The sequence below is a fragment of the Micromonospora terminaliae genome (genome assembly GCF_009671205.1).
GTDB lineage: Bacteria > Actinomycetota > Actinomycetes > Mycobacteriales > Micromonosporaceae > Micromonospora > Micromonospora terminaliae.
Genome location: NZ_CP045309.1, coordinates 6088801 through 6103921 on the forward strand (window position 1 = coordinate 6088801; position 15121 = coordinate 6103921).

At 73.2% G+C, this 15121-nt stretch carries 19 protein-coding genes; 8 read left to right on the forward strand and 11 right to left on the reverse strand.

The features are described 5' to 3' along the window. Positions 1-3: 3 nt before the first annotated feature. Genes GCE86_RS28235 through GCE86_RS28245 form a run of 3 tightly spaced genes read left to right on the forward strand, consistent with a single transcriptional unit; the run spans position 4 to position 3637 of the window. A complete protein-coding gene (locus GCE86_RS28235) occupies positions 4-471 on the forward strand; it encodes a DUF4442 domain-containing protein (RefSeq protein ID WP_154229717.1) in 468 nt (155 codons plus the stop codon). 47 nt (positions 472-518) lie between these two features. Then, positions 519-1268, forward strand: coding sequence for a beta-phosphoglucomutase family hydrolase (locus tag GCE86_RS28240; RefSeq protein WP_154229718.1), 750 nt, complete (start codon positions 519-521; stop codon positions 1266-1268). After that, positions 1265-3637 carry a glycoside hydrolase family 65 protein gene (locus GCE86_RS28245; protein WP_154229719.1) on the forward strand — a complete coding sequence of 791 codons (2373 nt, stop codon included), beginning with the start codon at positions 1265-1267 and terminating at the stop codon, positions 3635-3637. The genes GCE86_RS28240 and GCE86_RS28245 overlap by 4 nt, the downstream gene beginning before the upstream one ends. A 48-nt stretch (positions 3638-3685) precedes the next feature. Here GCE86_RS28245 and GCE86_RS28250 read toward each other — a convergent pair whose 3' ends face one another. From GCE86_RS28250 to GCE86_RS28260, 3 genes are all read right to left on the reverse strand, one after another. Further along, positions 3686-3865 carry a hypothetical protein gene (locus GCE86_RS28250; protein WP_091260965.1) on the reverse strand — a complete coding sequence of 60 codons (180 nt, stop codon included), beginning with the start codon at positions 3863-3865 and terminating at the stop codon, positions 3686-3688. 61 nt (positions 3866-3926) lie between these two features. After that, positions 3927-4274 carry a thioredoxin gene (trxA, locus tag GCE86_RS28255; protein WP_154229720.1) on the reverse strand — a complete coding sequence of 116 codons (348 nt, stop codon included), beginning with the start codon at positions 4272-4274 and terminating at the stop codon, positions 3927-3929. Next, positions 4244-4636, reverse strand: coding sequence for a MerR family transcriptional regulator (locus tag GCE86_RS28260; protein WP_154229721.1), 393 nt, complete (start codon positions 4634-4636; stop codon positions 4244-4246). The genes trxA and GCE86_RS28260 overlap by 31 nt, the downstream gene beginning before the upstream one ends. A 198-nt stretch (positions 4637-4834) precedes the next feature. Between GCE86_RS28260 and GCE86_RS28265 the strand changes: the two genes are divergently transcribed. Next, positions 4835-5497 (forward strand): dienelactone hydrolase family protein, encoded by a 663-nt coding sequence (locus GCE86_RS28265; RefSeq protein WP_154229722.1) that lies wholly within the window; start codon positions 4835-4837, stop codon positions 5495-5497. Between the two features lie 23 nt (positions 5498-5520). On the opposite strand, the gene GCE86_RS28270 is transcribed toward GCE86_RS28265, so the two are convergent. Further along, positions 5521-6615 (reverse strand): AI-2E family transporter, encoded by a 1095-nt coding sequence (locus tag GCE86_RS28270; protein ID WP_154229723.1) that lies wholly within the window; start codon positions 6613-6615, stop codon positions 5521-5523. Between the two features lie 130 nt (positions 6616-6745). Between GCE86_RS28270 and GCE86_RS28275 the strand changes: the two genes are divergently transcribed. From GCE86_RS28275 to GCE86_RS28285, 3 genes are all read left to right on the forward strand, one after another. Further along, positions 6746-6928, forward strand: a complete 183-nt coding sequence (locus GCE86_RS28275) for an antitoxin (RefSeq protein WP_154229724.1) — start codon at positions 6746-6748, stop codon at positions 6926-6928. A 184-nt stretch (positions 6929-7112) separates the two neighbouring features. Continuing rightward, on the forward strand, positions 7113-8318 hold the full coding sequence (locus GCE86_RS28280; protein WP_208818045.1) for a cytochrome P450: 1206 nt from the start codon (positions 7113-7115) through the stop codon (positions 8316-8318). Between the two features lie 25 nt (positions 8319-8343). Beyond that, positions 8344-8577 carry a ferredoxin gene (locus tag GCE86_RS28285; RefSeq protein WP_154229726.1) on the forward strand — a complete coding sequence of 78 codons (234 nt, stop codon included), beginning with the start codon at positions 8344-8346 and terminating at the stop codon, positions 8575-8577. 4 nt (positions 8578-8581) lie between these two features. Here the strand turns inward: GCE86_RS28285 and GCE86_RS28290 are convergent, their stop codons facing one another. Both GCE86_RS28290 and GCE86_RS28295 read right to left on the reverse strand, forming a co-directional pair. After that, positions 8582-9484 (reverse strand): SMP-30/gluconolactonase/LRE family protein, encoded by a 903-nt coding sequence (locus GCE86_RS28290; RefSeq protein WP_154229727.1) that lies wholly within the window; start codon positions 9482-9484, stop codon positions 8582-8584. A 160-nt stretch (positions 9485-9644) separates the two neighbouring features. Next, complete coding sequence (locus GCE86_RS28295) at positions 9645-10238, reverse strand: hemerythrin domain-containing protein (RefSeq protein ID WP_154229728.1); 594 nt, start codon at positions 10236-10238, stop codon at positions 9645-9647. 206 nt (positions 10239-10444) lie between these two features. Here GCE86_RS28295 and GCE86_RS28300 point away from each other — a divergent pair, with 206 nt between their 5' ends. Further along, a complete protein-coding gene (locus GCE86_RS28300; RefSeq protein WP_154229729.1) occupies positions 10445-11707 on the forward strand; it encodes an alkaline phosphatase in 1263 nt (420 codons plus the stop codon). A 51-nt stretch (positions 11708-11758) separates the two neighbouring features. Here GCE86_RS28300 and GCE86_RS28305 read toward each other — a convergent pair whose 3' ends face one another. The 5 genes from GCE86_RS28305 to GCE86_RS28325 all read right to left on the reverse strand — a co-directional run bounded on the left by GCE86_RS28305 (position 11759) and on the right by GCE86_RS28325 (position 15105). Continuing rightward, a complete protein-coding gene (locus GCE86_RS28305; protein WP_154229730.1) occupies positions 11759-12433 on the reverse strand; it encodes an HAD family hydrolase in 675 nt (224 codons plus the stop codon). An 88-nt stretch (positions 12434-12521) separates the two neighbouring features. Continuing rightward, positions 12522-13142, reverse strand: coding sequence for a C39 family peptidase (locus GCE86_RS28310; protein ID WP_154229731.1), 621 nt, complete (start codon positions 13140-13142; stop codon positions 12522-12524). A gap of 269 nt (positions 13143-13411) precedes the next feature. Further along, on the reverse strand, positions 13412-13834 hold the full coding sequence (locus GCE86_RS28315) for a pyridoxamine 5'-phosphate oxidase family protein (RefSeq protein WP_154229732.1): 423 nt from the start codon (positions 13832-13834) through the stop codon (positions 13412-13414). A 50-nt stretch (positions 13835-13884) separates the two neighbouring features. Then, the gene (locus GCE86_RS28320; RefSeq protein ID WP_154229733.1) at positions 13885-14226 is read right to left on the reverse strand and encodes a YkvA family protein; all 342 of its coding nucleotides are present in this window, start codon (positions 14224-14226) and stop codon (positions 13885-13887) included. Between the two features lie 42 nt (positions 14227-14268). Further along, positions 14269-15105: a hypothetical protein gene (locus GCE86_RS28325; protein WP_154229734.1), complete on the reverse strand. Its 837-nt coding sequence runs from the start codon at positions 15103-15105 to the stop codon at positions 14269-14271. Positions 15106-15121: the final 16 nt, after the last annotated feature.

Below are 15121 nucleotides of genomic sequence, written 5' to 3' on the forward strand. Positions count from 1 at the left end.
GGCATGTCCATCGACTCTCGCCAGGTCGCGGCCGGTTTGCTGGAGGCCGTACCGTTCGCCCGCACGCTCGGTATCGAATTCGTCGAGGTGGCCCCCGAGGCCGAGGGAGGGGTCCGGGCCGTGGTCCGGCTCCCCGACGTCCCGGAGCACCACAACCACGTCGGCGGCCCGCACGCCGGCGCCATGTTCACCCTCGGGGAGACCGCGTCCGGCGCGGTGGTGCTCGCCGCGTTCGGGCAGGTGCTCGACCGGGCCGTGCCGCTGGCCGTGACCGCGAGCATCCGCTACCAGAAGGTCGCCGTCGGGCCGGTGCTGGCGACGGCGCGGCTGGGCCGTACCCCGGCCGAGGTGGTCGCCGAGCTGGACGCCGGGCAGCGGCCGGAGTTCCCGGTCGAGGTGGAGATCGGCACCGAGGACGGCACGGTGACCTCGGTGCTCACGGTGATCTGGACACTCCGCCCGAACCGCTGACGTCCGAATCGGGTTTGCCCGGCCGGTGCCCTGGATAGATTCAGGCAATGCTGGGCCTACCCGCGCAGGTGACCGCCTGTCTCTTCGATCTGGACGGCGTGCTGACGCAGACCGCCAAGGTGCACAACGCCGCCTGGACCGAGACGTTCAACGCGTTCCTGAAGGCGCGGGCGGTGGCTACCGGCGAGCCGTTCCGCCCGTTCGACCCGGGCCCGGACTACAACCGGTACGTGGACGGAAAGCCGCGGGCCGACGGGGTGCGCTCCTTCCTGGCCTCGCGCGGCATCACCCTGCCCGAAGGGTCGCCGGACGACCCGCCCGAGGCGGAGACCGTCAACGGGGTGGGCAACCGGAAGAACGTCATCCTGCTCAAGCGGATCCACACCGACGGCGTCGAGGTCTACGAGGGCTCGGTGCACTACCTGGAGGCGGCCGCGCGGGCCGGGCTGCGCCGGGCGGTGGTCTCGGCCAGCGCCAACTGCCGGGACGTGGTGGCCGCCGCCGGGCTGGACCCGCTGCTGGAGGCCCGGGTGGACGGGCTGGTCGCCCGCGAGCGCGGGCTGCGCGGCAAGCCGCACCCGGACACGTTCCTGGCCGGCGCGCAGCTGCTCGGAGTCGACCCGGCGAACGCGGCCGTCTTCGAGGACGCCCTGGCCGGCGTCGCCGCCGGGAAGGCCGGCGGTTTCGGGTACGTGGTCGGCGTCGACCGGGTCGGCCAGGCCGACGACCTGCGCGCGCACGGCGCCGACGTGGTCGTCACCGACCTGTCGGAGCTGCTGACCGGGGCGCACGCGTGATCCGGGAACGGGCGTACCCGGTCGAGCCGTGGCACGTCCGGGAGACCCGGCTCGACATGGACGTGCTGGCCCAGTCCGAGTCGGTCTTCGCCCTCTCCAACGGCCACGTCGGGCTGCGCGGCAACCTCGACGAGGGCGAGCCGCACGGCCTGCCCGGCACCTACCTCAACTCCTTCTACGAGCTACGTCCCCTGCCCTACGCGGAGGCCGGCTTCGGCTTCCCCGAGTCCGGGCAGACCGTCGTCAACGTGACCAACGGCAAGCTGCTCCGGCTGCTGGTCGACGACGAGCCGCTCGACGTCCGGTACGGCGAACTCATCTCCCACGAGCGCGTCCTCGACCTGCGCGCCGGCACCCTGCACCGCGAGCTGCACTGGCGCTCGCCCGCCGGCCGGGACGTGAAGGTCCGCAGCACCCGGCTCGTGTCGTTCACCCAGCGGGCGGTCGCCGCGATCCAGTACGAGGTCGAGGCGCTCGACGGGCCGCTGCGGCTCATCGTGCAGTCCGAGCTGGTGGCCAACGAGACCCTGCCGCCGCAGAGCAAGGATCCCCGCGTCGCCGCCGTCCTCGAGTCGCCGTTGCAGGCCGAGGAGGAGCTGACCACCGACGACGGCGGCCTGCTCATCCACCGCACCAAGGTCAGCGGCCTGCGGGTCGCCGCCGCCATGGCCCACGACGTGGAGGCGCCGGAGCGCACGACCATCGAGTCCGAGGGCTACGAGGACTGGGTGCGCACCACCATCGGCTGCGTGCTCAAGCCCGGCCAGACGCTGCGGGTGGTCAAGTACCTGACGTACGGCTGGTCCAGCCGGCGGTCCCTGCCGGCCCTGCGCGACCAGGTCGGTGCGGCGCTGGCCGCGGCCCGGCTGGACGGCTGGGACGGCCTGCGCCGGGAGCAGCGCGAATACCTCGACGAGTTCTGGGACGCCGCCGACGTGCGGGTGGAGGGCGACCCGGAGGTCCAGCAGGCCGTCCGGTTCGGCCTCTTCCACGTGCTCCAGGCCGGCGCCCGCGCGGAACGCCGGCCCATCGCCGCCAAGGGCCTCACCGGCCCCGGGTACGACGGACACGCCTTCTGGGACACCGAGATGTTCGTGCTGCCGGTGCTCACCTACACGCAACCGGGCGCGGTGCGGGACGCCCTGCACTGGCGCTACTCGACCCTCACCCAGGCGCAGGAGCGGGCCCGGACGTTGAACCTCGCCGGGGCCGCATTCCCCTGGCGGACCATCGAGGGGCCGGAGTCGTCGGCGTACTGGCCGGCCGGGACGGCCGCGTTCCACATCGCCGCCGACGTGGCCGACGCGCTGCGCCGCTACGTGCTGGTCACCGGCGACCGGGCGCTGGAAGAGGAGATCGGGCTGGAGCTGCTGGTCGAGACGGCGCGGCTGTGGCGCTCGCTCGGTCACCACGACCGCACCGGCCGGTTCCACATCGACGGGGTGACCGGCCCGGACGAGTACACCGCCGTGAAGAACGACAACGTCTACACCAACCTCATGGCGCAGCGGAACCTGCTCACCGCCGCCGACTGCGCGATGCGCCACCGGGACCAGGCCCAGGACCTCGGCGTCACCGAGGAGGAGGCGGCCGCCTGGCGGGACGCGGCCAACGCCATGCACGTCCCGTACGACCCGGAGTTCGGAGTGCACGGGCAGGTGGAGGGCTTCACGCGGTTGCAGGAGTGGGACTTCGAGCACACCCCGCCGGAGAAGTACCCGCTGCTGCTGCACTACCCGTACTTCGACCTCTACCGGAAGCAGGTCGTCAAGCAGGCGGACCTGGTGCTCGCCATGCACTGGCGGGGTGACGCGTTCAGCGGCCCGGAGAAGATGCGCAACTTCAACTACTACGAGCGGCGTACCGTGCGGGACTCCTCGCTGAGCGCCTGCACCCAGGCCGTGATGGCGGCCGAGGTCGGCTACACCGAGCTGGCCCACCGCTATCTGCGCGAGGCCGCGCTCATGGACCTGCACGACCTGAACGAGAACACCCGCGACGGCGTGCACATGGCCTCGCTCGCCGGGGCCTGGATCGCCCTGGTCGCCGGTTTCGGTGGCCTGCGCGACCACGACGGGACGCTCTCCTTCTCGCCCCGGCTCCCCAGCCGGCTGGGCCGGTTGGAGTTCGCCCTCCAGTGGCGCGGGATGCGGCTGCGGGTCGACGTCCGGCCGCACCAGACCACCTACTCGCTGCGCAACGGGGGGCCGGACACCGTCGTGGAGCTGCGCCACCACGGCGAGCCGATCCGGATCACGGCCGCCCAGCCGGTCACCCTGCCGGTGCCGCCCGCCCACCCGTCCGGGCCGCAGCCGGAGCAGCCGCCGGGCCGGGCGCCCCTGCTGCACCTGCCCGAGAACATGAGCTGAGCGAAGCCCCGGCCCGCGCGGTCGCGGGCCGGGGCCTCCGGGCTTACCTCAGAACTGGCGGCCGTTGGACGGCCGGCCGCCGGCGTCACGCGGAGCCGTCGCCCGCGCGTCGTCGGCGGTGCGGGCCACGGAAGCGCGGTCCGCCCAGTCCGGCGACTGCTTCAGTTCCTGTTTGCGGCGTTCCTGATCGGTGAGGCCCTGTTCCCGGGACCTGTCCTGTTTCGCCATCACGATCCTCGCGATCCGTCGGGGTCCGTGGTCACCCCGCGCCTTCCCGATCCGGGCCGGGTCACGCGTCGAGGTGCCGGGCGAAGCTCAGCCGCAGATGGTTCTTGGGCCGGGCGCCGACGATCGAGCCGACCACCTGGCCGTCCCGGAACACCAGCATCGTCGGCATCGACATCACCTGGTAGGCCCGCGTGCTGTGGGGGTTCTCGTCCGAGTTGACGGTGACGAAGCGCAGGGCGTCGCCGAACTCTTCGGCCAGCTCCGCCAGGTGCTTCGAGACCGGGCGGCAGGGCGGGCACCACTCCGCCCAGAAGTCGACCACCACGGGCCGGTCGGCGGCCAGCACGGTGGCCGCGAAGGTCTCGTCGGTGACCGAGGTCAGTCGGACCTGCTGCGTGTCCTGAGGCATGTTTCCTCCCGATGGGCGATCGCGCGGGCGAGCTGGTCGTGCAACTGGTGACGGACCGCGCCGAGCCGGTCGAGGTAGTCGTCCACCTCGGCGAGCTTGCGCCGCAGCACCGCCACCGAGTCGGGGCAGACGTCGCCGGAGCTGTTGCCGGCCCGCAGGCAGGCCACGAACGGTCGGATGTCGTCGAGCCCGAAGCCCACCGCCAGCAGCGCCCGGATCTCGTGCACGACGCGCAGCTCCGCCTCGTCGTAGACGCGGTAGCCGTTGGCCGACCGGCGTGGGCACACCAGCCCCTGCGACTCGTAGTAGCGCAGGGTCCGGGTGCTGGTCCCGGCCCGCTCGGCCAACTCCCCGATCCGCACCCCACCGCCCCCAAAACCAGCCTGCTCGCCCCCTGACCACCGTCACGCTAAACCTTGCCGCCGACGTCAAGGCAAACCCTCGCGCCGCCCCCGAACTCCGCCGATCATGGAGTTAGCGGTGTGGGGAAGCGCTTTCCTCCCCGCCAACTTCATGATCACCGCGACGGCGGGTATGCCGGGCGCGGGAGGTGTGTGGTCATGGGGGACACACGTGAGGTCACCGTGCCCGTCGTGGACGGTGGGTTGGTCGCGGATGTGATCGTGCCGTCGGGGGCCGTGGGGGTGGTGTTGTTCGCGCACGGGAGCGGTAGTTCCCGGCACAGCCCGCGCAACGTGGCGGTGGCGCACGAGTTCAACGGGCGGGCGCTGGGCACCGTGCTGGTCGACCTGCTCACTCCCGAGGAGGACGAGCGGGACGAGGTCACCGCCGAGCTGCGCTTCGACATCGGGATGCTCGCCGAGCGGCTGGCCGCGATCGTGGACTGGATGGCCGCCGAGCCGACCCTGGGCCGGCTGCCGATCGGGCTCTTCGGCGCCAGCACCGGCGCGGCCGCCGCCCTGGTCGCCGCGGCCGCCCGGCCCGAGCAGGTCGGCGCCGTGGTCTCGCGCGGCGGCCGGCCGGACCTGGCCGGCAGCTCGCTGTCGGCGGTACGCGCACCGACGCTGCTGCTCGTCGGCGGGCTCGACGAGCAGGTGATCGTGCTCAACGAGCAGGCCCGGTCGGAGCTGGGCGAGATCGCCGAGCTGCGGATCGTGCCCGGCGCCACCCACCTCTTCGAGGAGCCGGGCACCCTGGAGCAGGTGGCCGACCAGGCCGGGAGCTGGTTCACCACCCACCTCCGCCAGCCGCATCCGGCCTGACCCGCGTTCGGGCGCCGCCGGGGTCAGTCGGGCAGGGCCGCCGCGCGGTGGCGTTGCACGGTGTCCAGCACCCGCCAGGTGACCGCGGCGATCGGCACCGAGACGAACGCGCCCGCGATGCCGGCCACCAGCGTGCCGGCGGTCACCACCACCAGGATGACGGCGGGATGGAGCTGCACCTGCCGCTTCATGACGAGCGGCTCCAGCAGGTTGCCCTCGATCTGCTGGACGGCGATCACCGCGGCCAGGGTGAGCAGGGCGGTGGTCGGGCCGTTGGCGGCCAGGGCGACCAGCACCGCGATGGCACCGGCCACGGTGGCCCCGATGATCGGCACGAAGCCGCCCAGGAAGGTGATTAGCGCGAGGGGCAGCGCCAGCGGGACCCGCAGCACCACCAGGGCCAGCCCGATGCCGATGGCGTCGATCGCCGCGATGATCATCGTGCCCCGGCTGTACGCGCCCAGCGTCCGCCAGCCGGCCCGGCCCGCCTCGGCGGTCACGTCGCGGCGCGGCCCGGTCATCCGGCGCAGCACCCAGTGCCACATCGATCGGCCGTCCTTGAGCAGGAAGAAGAGCAGCACCAGGCCCAGCAGGAGCGAACCGGCCACCTCGGCGGCCGTGCGGGCTCCGGCGACCGGGTCGGGGGCGCTGCCGCTCAGCCCGTTGCGGATCTGCTCGATCTGGCGGTCGAGCTGCTCGTCTGTCACCGGCAGGCTGGAGGTGACGAAGTCGCGGCTGCGCTCCAGGCCCTGGTCGAGCTGCTGGCTCAGCTCGCCGAACTGGCTCGCGGTCAGGTTCCACACCAGCGCGCCGACGCCGACCAGGACGCCGAGCAGCAGCAGGACGCTGAGCAGGGCGGCCAGTGCCGGGGGCAGCCGGAGCCGGCGCAGCCGCAGCAGCACCGGGTCGAGCAGTGCGGTGAGGAAGAGCGTGCCGGCCAGCGCCACGGCCAGCGGGGCCAGCAGCACGGCGATCTTCCCGAGCAGCCAGAGCGCGGCGATGACCACCACGAGACAGGCGCTCCAGGTGACCGCCGTCCGTACCGGCCAGGGCAGCCCGGCCCAGGTCTGCCGCGGGCCCACCGCCGCCGGTTGTGGCGTCCCAGCGTCCTCGTCCACGTCGCCTCCTCGATCGTGGCCGTTGGTACCCGACGCACGTGAATCCGACACCCGGGCGGCCTCCGGACGCGGAAGCGTTTGTGCCGCCGGCCCCAGGGAAGGCATTCACGGTATCGAAGGGAGAACCGACATGAGCGACTTCATGGACAAGGCCAAGGACTTCGCCGACAAGCACGACAAGCAGGTCGACCAGGGGATCGAAAAGGGCGGCGACATGGCCGACAAGCGAACCCAGGGCAAGTACGACCAGCAGATCGACAAGGGCGTCGACATGGCGCAGCAGCGGACCGGCGAGGGCGACACCGGCCGCTGACCCCGCTTCGATCCCGGGCCGTCCACCGTGGGCGGCCCGGGATCGTTGTGCCGGAACGGGAACGACCCTCTGGTCTCCATCGACAGTTCTCGCTACCATCCGCAGTCGGGGCATGACTCAGCGTCGAGTCGTGCGGAGCCGACCGGCACCGCCCGCGGTGCCGTGGACGAGAGCGAGTCAGCCGGTGACCGACACTTCCCAGGCGACCATCCCGCAGCGCTACCCGTTCAACGCCCCTGTCCGGCTCGACCTGGACGCCCGCTACGCCGAGCTGCGCGAGCAGCCGCTGGTCCGGGTCCAACTGCCCTACGGCGAGCCGGCCTGGCTGGCCACCCGGCACGCCGACGTGAAGACGGTGCTCGGCGACCCCCGGTTCAGCCGGGCCGCGTCCGTCGGCCGGGACGAGCCACGGAACACGCCACGCCAGCAGGAGACCGGCATCCTCTCGATGGACCCGCCGGAGCACACCCGGCTGCGCCGGCTCGTGGCGAAGGCGTTCACGGCGCGCCGGGTCGAGGAGCTGCGGCCGCGCACCCGGGCGGTCGCCGACGAGCTGGTCGACGGCCTGCTCGCCGCCGGGCCGCCCGCCGACCTGGTGGCGCACCTGGCCACGCCGCTGCCGATCCGGGTGATCTGCGACCTGCTCGGTGTGCCGGTGTCCGATCAGGACAGGTTCCACACCTGGTCCGAGGCGATCGTCTCGACCACCTCGCTGGAGCCCGGTCTCGCCCAGCACTACGTGGACAACCTCCTCGCCTACATGGGCGGGCTGGTCGCCCGGCGCCGGGTGGAACCCACCGACGACCTGCTCAGCGCCATGGTCCGGGCGCGTGACGACAACGCCGACCGGCTCACCGAGGAGGAGCTGGTCACCCTCGCCGCCGGGCTGCTCGCCGCCGGCCACGAGACGACCGTGACCCAGATCCCCAACATGGTGTACGTCCTGCTCACCACCCCCGGTGCCTGGGACACCCTGCGGGACCGGCCGGAGCTGGTGCCGGTCGCCGTCGAGGAGCTGATGCGGTTCATCCCGCTGGGCGCCACGGCGGCCTTCCCCCGCTACGCCACCGAGGACGTCGAGCTGGGCGGGGTGCTGGTCCGGGCGGGCGAGCCCGTGGTGGTCAACATCGCGGCGGCCAACCGGGACGACAGCGTCTTCGCCGACGCCGACCGGCTGGACCTGACCCGCGCGGTCAATCCGCACCTCGGCTTCGGGCACGGCGTGCACCACTGCGTCGGCGCGCAGCTGGCCCGGATGGAGCTGCGGGTGGTGCTGGAGACGCTGCTCGAAAGGGCCCCGGGCCTCCGGCTCGCCGTGCCCGTGGAGGACCTGACCTGGAAGAGCGGCCTGCTGGTGCGGGGCCTCGTGGCGATGCCGGTGGCCTGGTGAACCGGGCCGGGCCGGGGGAGGACGCGTGAGCGGAGAGACCCAGTGGCGGCTGCACGTCGACCCGGCCCGGTGCATCGGGTCGGGGATCTGCGCCGGGGTGGCGCCACGGCACTTCGAGCTGGTCGACGGTCTGTCCCGGCCGGTGGCCGAGCGGATCGCCGCCGACGAGGCGGTGCTCGACGCGGCGGAGTCCTGCCCCATGGAGGCGATCGTGGTGTCCGAGGTGGAGAGTCTCCGGCGGATCGCGCCGGAGGGCTGACCGGTCACCAGCCGGGGTAGCGCGCCCCGTTGACGTTGACCCGCAGGCTGAACAGCGAGCTGGAGGCGCAGATGTAGAGCTGGTTGCGTTTCGGGCCGCCGAAGGTGAAGTTGGCGACCACCTCCGGCAGGTGCAGCTTGCCGAGCAGGGTGCCGTCGGGGTCGAAGCAGTGCAGCCCGTCGTGCGCCGCCGCCCAGACCCGGCCGGCGTCGTCGAGGCGTACGCCGTCGAAGGAGCCCGCTTCGCAGGTGGCGAAGACCTCGCCGCCGCGCAGCGTGCCGCCCTCGGCCACCGCGAACCGGCGCAGGTGCTTCGCCCGGGTGTCGACCACGTAGAGCAGGGACTCGTCGGGGCTGAACGCCAGGCCGTTCGGCTGCCCGAAGTCGTCGGCGACCCGGCGCACCGCACCGTCGTGCGGGTCGACCCGGTAGACGTGGTTGCCGCCGATCTCGCTCTCGGCCCGGTGGCCCTCGTAGTCGCTGTCGATGCCGTAGCTCGGGTCGGTGAACCAGATCGAGCCGTCGGAGTGCTCGACCACGTCGTTGGGGCTGTTCAGCCGCTTGCCCCGCCAGCGTTCGGCGAGCACCGTGTCGGTGCCGTCGGCCTCGGTCCGGGTGACCCGCCGCGCGCCCTGCTCGCAGCTCACCAGCCGCCCCCGCCGGTCGACGGTGTGCCCGTTGGCGTAGCCGGCGGGCTGGCGGAACACCCCGACCGCGCCGGTCGTCTCGTCCCAGCGCAGCAGCCGGTCGTTGGGGATGTCGCTGAACACCAGGTACCGCCCCGCGGGGAACCAGGCCGGGCCCTCCAACCAGCGGCCGCCGGTCCAGAGGCACTCCGTCCACTCGTCGCCGTTGACCCGGCGGAACCGCTCGTCCCGCACCTCGAAACGCGTCCTGAACCGATCCATGCCGGCCGCCTCCGCCCGTGACTGGCGTTCGGCATGAAGCTAGCACCACGGTGGACGTCGACCCGGCCGCGCCCGCTCGACCCGTACCCCCAGACCCCCTGACCCGCGGCGGCGGCCACGCCCCCCGTGGGGAGAGCGTGGCCGCCTCGGCCGGTGGGGTTCAGTTCTTCTCGCGCAGCTCCTGCATCGAGGTGGGCCGGCCGCTGAGCGCGTCGCGCATCCGGTCGACCAGGCCGGTGCCCGGGGCGAGCAGCTTGTTCGCCGGCGGGTGGTCCGGCGCGGCCGGGTGCGGCCGGGTCGGCGCGGACTTCTTCGCGGCCTCGACCTTGCCGGCCAGCTCAACCAGCTCCTCGCGGGCGCACGCCGCGCGCAGCCTTGGGAAGAGGTCGGTCTCCTCGTCCTGCACGTGGTGGCGGATCGTCGCCGTGAGGTGGGTCAGCAGCTCGTCGAAGCGCGGCTCGGAGGGGTCCAGCGACTCCAGCTCCTTCATGGTCCGCTCGGCGTCGGAGTGCTCGGCGATCTCGTGCTCGGCGAGCTGATCGCCATCGGGGAGCGCCTTGCGGGCGGTCGGGTAGACGTAGGCCTCCTCGGCCACGGCGTGGCGGACCAGCTCGGCGATCACCACGTCGGCGAGCCGCCGCCGGTGCTCCGGGGTGCCCTGCCGGCTCTCCAGCTCGACGAAGATCGCCTCGACCTCGCGGTGGTCGGTCATCAGGACGTCGACGACGTCCCGTTCCGTCTGTACGTCGGTCATCTTGGTAGCCCCTTACCGGTGGGTTGCGGAACGGCTTGCCCGGGCCACTACCCCCGTGCGGTCGGCTGAACCAGCCGAATTGCCGTTGCCTCGGGCGACAAGAGTCCCGGCAACGGTCGCGCTCCGTTAATGTGACGGCCAACTGTCCGGCCGGTGGCTGCGGTTGCGTGAGAGCTGCAAACGTTCCATCCGCCAGGAGGACACCCGTGACATTCCGTTCCCGCCGCTGGCTGCTCGCCCCCGTCGTCGCCGGGGCAGTGGCCGCCGCCGGACTGAGCCTGGCCAACCCGATCACCGCCGCCGACGCCGGCGCGGCGAAGGGCAAGGCCCGCAACGTCATCTTCATCAACGGCGACGGCATGGCCGCCGCCCACCGCGAGGCGGCCCGCCTCTACCTGGCCGGCCTCGACGGCCAGCTCACCATGGACAAGCTGCCCTACTCCGGCCAGCTCACCACCAGCCCGCACGACCCGAAGACGCCGATCACCGACTCGGCCGCGGCGGCGACCGCCTGGGCCACCGGCGAGAAGACCTACAACGGCGCGATCAGCGTCGACGTGGACGGCAACCCGCTGCCCGTCCTCGGCGCCCAGGCCAAGGCGGCCGGCAAGTCCACCGGCCTGGTCACCACCGCCCAGGTCACCGACGCCAGCCCCGCGGCCTTCTTCGCCAACACCGCCGACCGCGGGAAGCAGGACGAGATCGCCCGGCAGTACCTCGAGGTCACCCGGCCCGACGTCATCCTGGGCGGCGGCGAGGACTGGTGGCTGCCGGCCGGCAAGGCCGGCGCGTACCCGGACCAGCCGGCCGAGGACCCGTCCGAGGCCAGCAAGGGCACCAAGGGCGACCTGATCGCCGAGGCGAAGAGCAAGGGCTACCGGTACGTCTCCACGGCCGCCGAACTCCAGGCGGCCAAGGGCGGCAAGCTGCTCGGCCTCTTCGGCAACGAGGAGCTGTTCCAGCAGCGGGCCGAGGGCCAGGGCGACGTGTACGCCCCGCCGGCCAGCCTGGCCACCATGACCGAGAAGGCGCTCTCGACCCTGTCGACGAACAAGAAGGGCTTCTTCCTCTTCGTCGAGGAGGAGGGCATCGACGAGTTCGCCCACAACAACAACGGCACCCGGATGCTCCAGGCGCTCGGCGAGCTGGAGAAGGCCGTGGCCGTCGCCCGCAACTACGCGGCCAGCCACCCGGACACCCTGGTCGTGGTGACCGGCGACCACGAGTGCGGCGGCCTGACCGTCGAGGACACCGACGCCTCCGACGAGTCCGGTGACGGCATCTCGGCCGAGGACGGCCCGTTCCCGATCAAGGGCAGCGGCCAGAGCTTCAAGCTGGACTGGACGACCAGCGGCCACACCGGCGCCGACGTGCCGGTGACCGCGTACGGGCCGCTGGCCGAGCAGTTCACCGGCAAGCACCCGAACACCCACGTGCACGACGTGCTGGCCCAGATCCTCACCCACTGACCTCCGGCTCCCGGCGCCCTCCCGTCCCCGTGACGGGAGGGCGCCGCCGGTTCAGCGCCCCCGGGCCGGCTCGTGGAGCAGGTCGGGCAGCTCACCGAGGGCGGTCAGCGCCCGGCCGGCCCAGCTCGGGTCGGTGTCGTTGTGCTCGGTCGTCCGGACCACCGTCATGCCGACCGCCGCCGCGCCTGCCAACTCCCCGTCCGCGCCGTCGCCGACGAAGACACACTCGTCCGGCGCGACGCCGAGGCGTTCGGCCGCCAGCCGGTAGATCGCCGGGTCGGGCTTGGCCAGGTGGACGTCGCAGGAGAAGACCGCGACGTCGAAGCGGCGGGCCAGATCGGTCGACGGCCACGCCTCGGCGGTCTCCGCGGTGGCGTTGCTGACCAGCCCGATCCGGTGGCCGTCGGCGCGCAGCGCGTCCAGCACGGCCACGGTCGACGGCCGGACGCGGCTGAGCAGCCGCCGGGCCAGCTCCCGGCGGTGCGCGGCGGCCCGGGCCACCTGCTCCTCGGTGGGCGCGCCGCCGAGCCGCCGGGCCAGGACGCGTACCGTCTCGGCGGCGTCCCAGCCGGTCATCCGGTCCCGCCAGGTGGCGTGGTACGCCTCGACCAGCGCGGCGGGCTCCACCCCCACCATCAGGGCCATCTCACCGACCACCCGGTCCCGCTCGGGGTCCCCGCCGGGCACCAGGGTGTGGAACAGGTCGAAGATCACCGGTCGCGGCACGGTCCAGACTCTAGCGGGGCCGGTGCCGGAACAGGACGCCGAAAGGGCCGGCCTCCCCGCTCGGGGGAGACCGGCCCGGTGCGATCGGTCAGGAGCTGTAACCGCGGCCGGCGATCCAGTTGGCCAGCTCGGTCACGTCCATCCAGTACGTCGGCTCGTTCGGGCTGGCCGGGTCGGCGATCAGCACCGTGTTGCCGTCGTCCTTGTACTCCACCACGGTCAGGTAATGGCCGGGGTAGCTGTGCTCGACACCATCGATGTCCAGCGCGCCGCCCAGGATGTTGGCGACGACCGGCCGGCCCTGGTCCACAGCCGCCTTCACGTCCGCCCGCAGCCGCTCGACCTGCTCCTTGGTGGCCACGTCGTCCCGGATCTCGGTGGTCTTGTACTTGCCACCGGTGTACTCGTTGAGCACCCGGGTGATGTCGATGGCCGAGTCGGTGCCGTTCTCGGTGGTGCCCAGCTTGGCGGCCAGCTCGTCCTGGCTGACCTCCTTGCCCTCGGCCGACAGGGCGATCCGGGTCGAGGCCGGCCCGCAGTAGAAGAAGTTCGGCTGCGCCTCGTACTCGTAGCCGGCGCTGCGCTCGCCCTTGCCCTTGACGGCCGCCGACGGCGCGGCGTGCGCGGCGACGGCCGGACCCACGACGGTCCCGCCGCACACCATCAGGCCGGCGACGGACAGCATGCTCTTACGGAAGATCGAGTTCATGTCGAAGCTCCATTCGGGGGTAGACGTCGCCGGGGGTCCGGAGACGCGGCACCGGGAGTGGCGCTCGGCGTGCCTCGGGGATTCTGGGTGCGCTCCAGGGCGCGGCCCCGCTCGCTCACCGGGGGCGGCGGGCCTGCGCCCGCTCGCTCTTTCTCGCTCGTACGAGAGGTGCAACGGGCCGCGGCGAGTCGCGATTTCCGCAGGTGGCGGCCGTCACGGTTTAACCGGACATCCGGCGCGGGCGGGTCGCCGGGGCCGTGTCGGGCGGGTCAGGTGGTGCCGGTGGGAAGACTGCCGAGGAGGCGGGTCACGGCGATCTCGATGACCACGCGCTGCGGATTCGGACGCGGGGTGCGGTAACGGGCGGCGTACCGCCGCTCGGCCTCGGCCACCGACTCCGGGTCGCGGCGCACCACCGCCCGGCCCTCCACGGTCAGCCACCAGCGGCCGTCGACCTGGCACACCGCCACGGGGGCGCCCGCCGGGCCGGCCGCGGCGACGTGCCGGGCCTTGGCCGAGGTGCCCGAGGTGATCACGCGGGCCAGGCCCGCGTCCGCGTCGAAGGTGACCCCCACGGGTACGACGTGCGGGGTGCCGTCCGCGCGCAGCGTGGTCAGCGTGCCGAGGTGACGGTCCCGGAAGAATTGCGCGACCCGCTCGTCGTGTGGGTCCAGCCGGTGATCGCCCGCCATGTGCCGTCCTCGGTGCCCTGGTCCGGGCCGACCGCCGGCCCCCGCGCCGATCATGACACGGGACGGCGCTGCCGGCCCGAGCCCGGCGGGGAGTCCGACCGGTCGGGCAGCCCGCGCTGCTCCGCACGGTGCCTGGCGGCCAGCCGGCCCAGGTAGATCAGCGCGCCGGCCAGCACGCCCATGTCGTCCAGGTAGATCGGGTCGGGGAGCACGTCCACCGGCAGGATCGTGTAGATCAGCGCGCCGTAGAAGGCCACCTTGCCGCCGACCCCGAGCGCGCCCAGCATGCGGCGGGTGCGGACCACCCGGACGGCGAGGACCACCGCCCCGACCAGCGTCGCCAGCGCGGCGACGGCGGCGAGCACGACCAGTACCCAGGCTTCACGGGACACGGAATCACGCTAACCGAGCCCAGCCAGCTCCGCCCGGAGGCGTCAGTACGCCGGCACCGCCGCGCGCCCCCGGGCCGCCGGGGTCAGCTCGCGGGTCGTCTCGACGGCCCGGGCCGACGGCGGGAGCTCACGGGTGGCCTCCGGCCCGGTCAGGTCCACGAGGGACAGCGAGGAACCGGGCACGGCCGCCGGGCGGGTCGCCGCGTACGCCTCGTCGCGCAGGCTCCCCGCCGCGGCGGCGGCCAGCTCGGCGGCCCGCCACGCGGCCTGCTCCCGCTCCACGGCCGCCTGCTGGCGGGCCCGGAGGTTGTCCAGGACCAGCCGGCGCAGGAGCAGCTCCTGCTCGACCGGGTGCCGGCGCGGATCCCAGCCCCGGTGGCCGAGGATGTCGCTGAGCTGCTGCACGGTGATTTCCTTGCGCCACTGGGCGTTCAGCGCCGCCCGGTGCAGCCACCGCTCCCGGTCCGCGTACTCGGCGGGGGTCCGGACGGTCCGGGGCAGGGGCAGCGACGCGGCGGCCGCCAGCCGCCGGACGTCCTCCTCCGCCGCCTCGTACGCCCGCCACGCCTCCTCGACCTCCTCCTGGGCGGCCAGCCACTCGGCCCGGCGCCGCTCGGCGGTCGCCGCCGCCCGGGACGCGGCCACGGCCACCTCCTGCGCGTACCGGGACTGTTCCCGGGCGTGCTCGCGGGCCTGCTCGGCGAGCTCGATGCTGCTGGGCCGCGCGGCCTCGCTGATCCGGTCGCCGAACACCGACCGGAACCGGTCCGGTCGGACGATCAGCGCGGCGACCACGGTCGCCGCCACGGCGAGCAGGGCCAGCCAGATCACGGCGGCCCGGGGAACGTCGGGCAGGACGGTGGAGAAGACGGTCTGCATCACCAGCACCTCGTGG

What these genes read in the sequence shown, in the direction of transcription:
- GCE86_RS28235 (WP_154229717.1), top strand. Translation starts at nt 4, where the DNA reads ATGTCCATCGACTCTCGCCAGGTCGCGGCCGGTTTGCTGGAGGCCGTA.
- GCE86_RS28240 (WP_154229718.1), top strand. Translation starts at nt 519, where the DNA reads ATGCTGGGCCTACCCGCGCAGGTGACCGCCTGTCTCTTCGATCTGGAC.
- GCE86_RS28250 (WP_091260965.1), bottom strand. Translation starts at nt 3,865, where the DNA reads ATGGCGAAACAGGACAGGTCCCGGGAACAGGGCCTCACCGATCAGGAA.
- trxA (WP_154229720.1), bottom strand. Translation starts at nt 4,274, where the DNA reads ATGCCTCAGGACACGCAGCAGGTCCGACTGACCTCGGTCACCGACGAG.
- GCE86_RS28265 (WP_154229722.1), top strand. Translation starts at nt 4,835, where the DNA reads ATGGGGGACACACGTGAGGTCACCGTGCCCGTCGTGGACGGTGGGTTG.
- GCE86_RS28275 (WP_154229724.1), top strand. Translation starts at nt 6,746, where the DNA reads ATGAGCGACTTCATGGACAAGGCCAAGGACTTCGCCGACAAGCACGAC.
- GCE86_RS28290 (WP_154229727.1), bottom strand. Translation starts at nt 9,484, where the DNA reads ATGGATCGGTTCAGGACGCGTTTCGAGGTGCGGGACGAGCGGTTCCGC.
- GCE86_RS28295 (WP_154229728.1), bottom strand. Translation starts at nt 10,238, where the DNA reads ATGACCGACGTACAGACGGAACGGGACGTCGTCGACGTCCTGATGACC.
- GCE86_RS28310 (WP_154229731.1), bottom strand. Translation starts at nt 13,142, where the DNA reads ATGAACTCGATCTTCCGTAAGAGCATGCTGTCCGTCGCCGGCCTGATG.
- GCE86_RS28315 (WP_154229732.1), bottom strand. Translation starts at nt 13,834, where the DNA reads ATGGCGGGCGATCACCGGCTGGACCCACACGACGAGCGGGTCGCGCAA.
- GCE86_RS28325 (WP_154229734.1), bottom strand. Translation starts at nt 15,105, where the DNA reads ATGCAGACCGTCTTCTCCACCGTCCTGCCCGACGTTCCCCGGGCCGCC.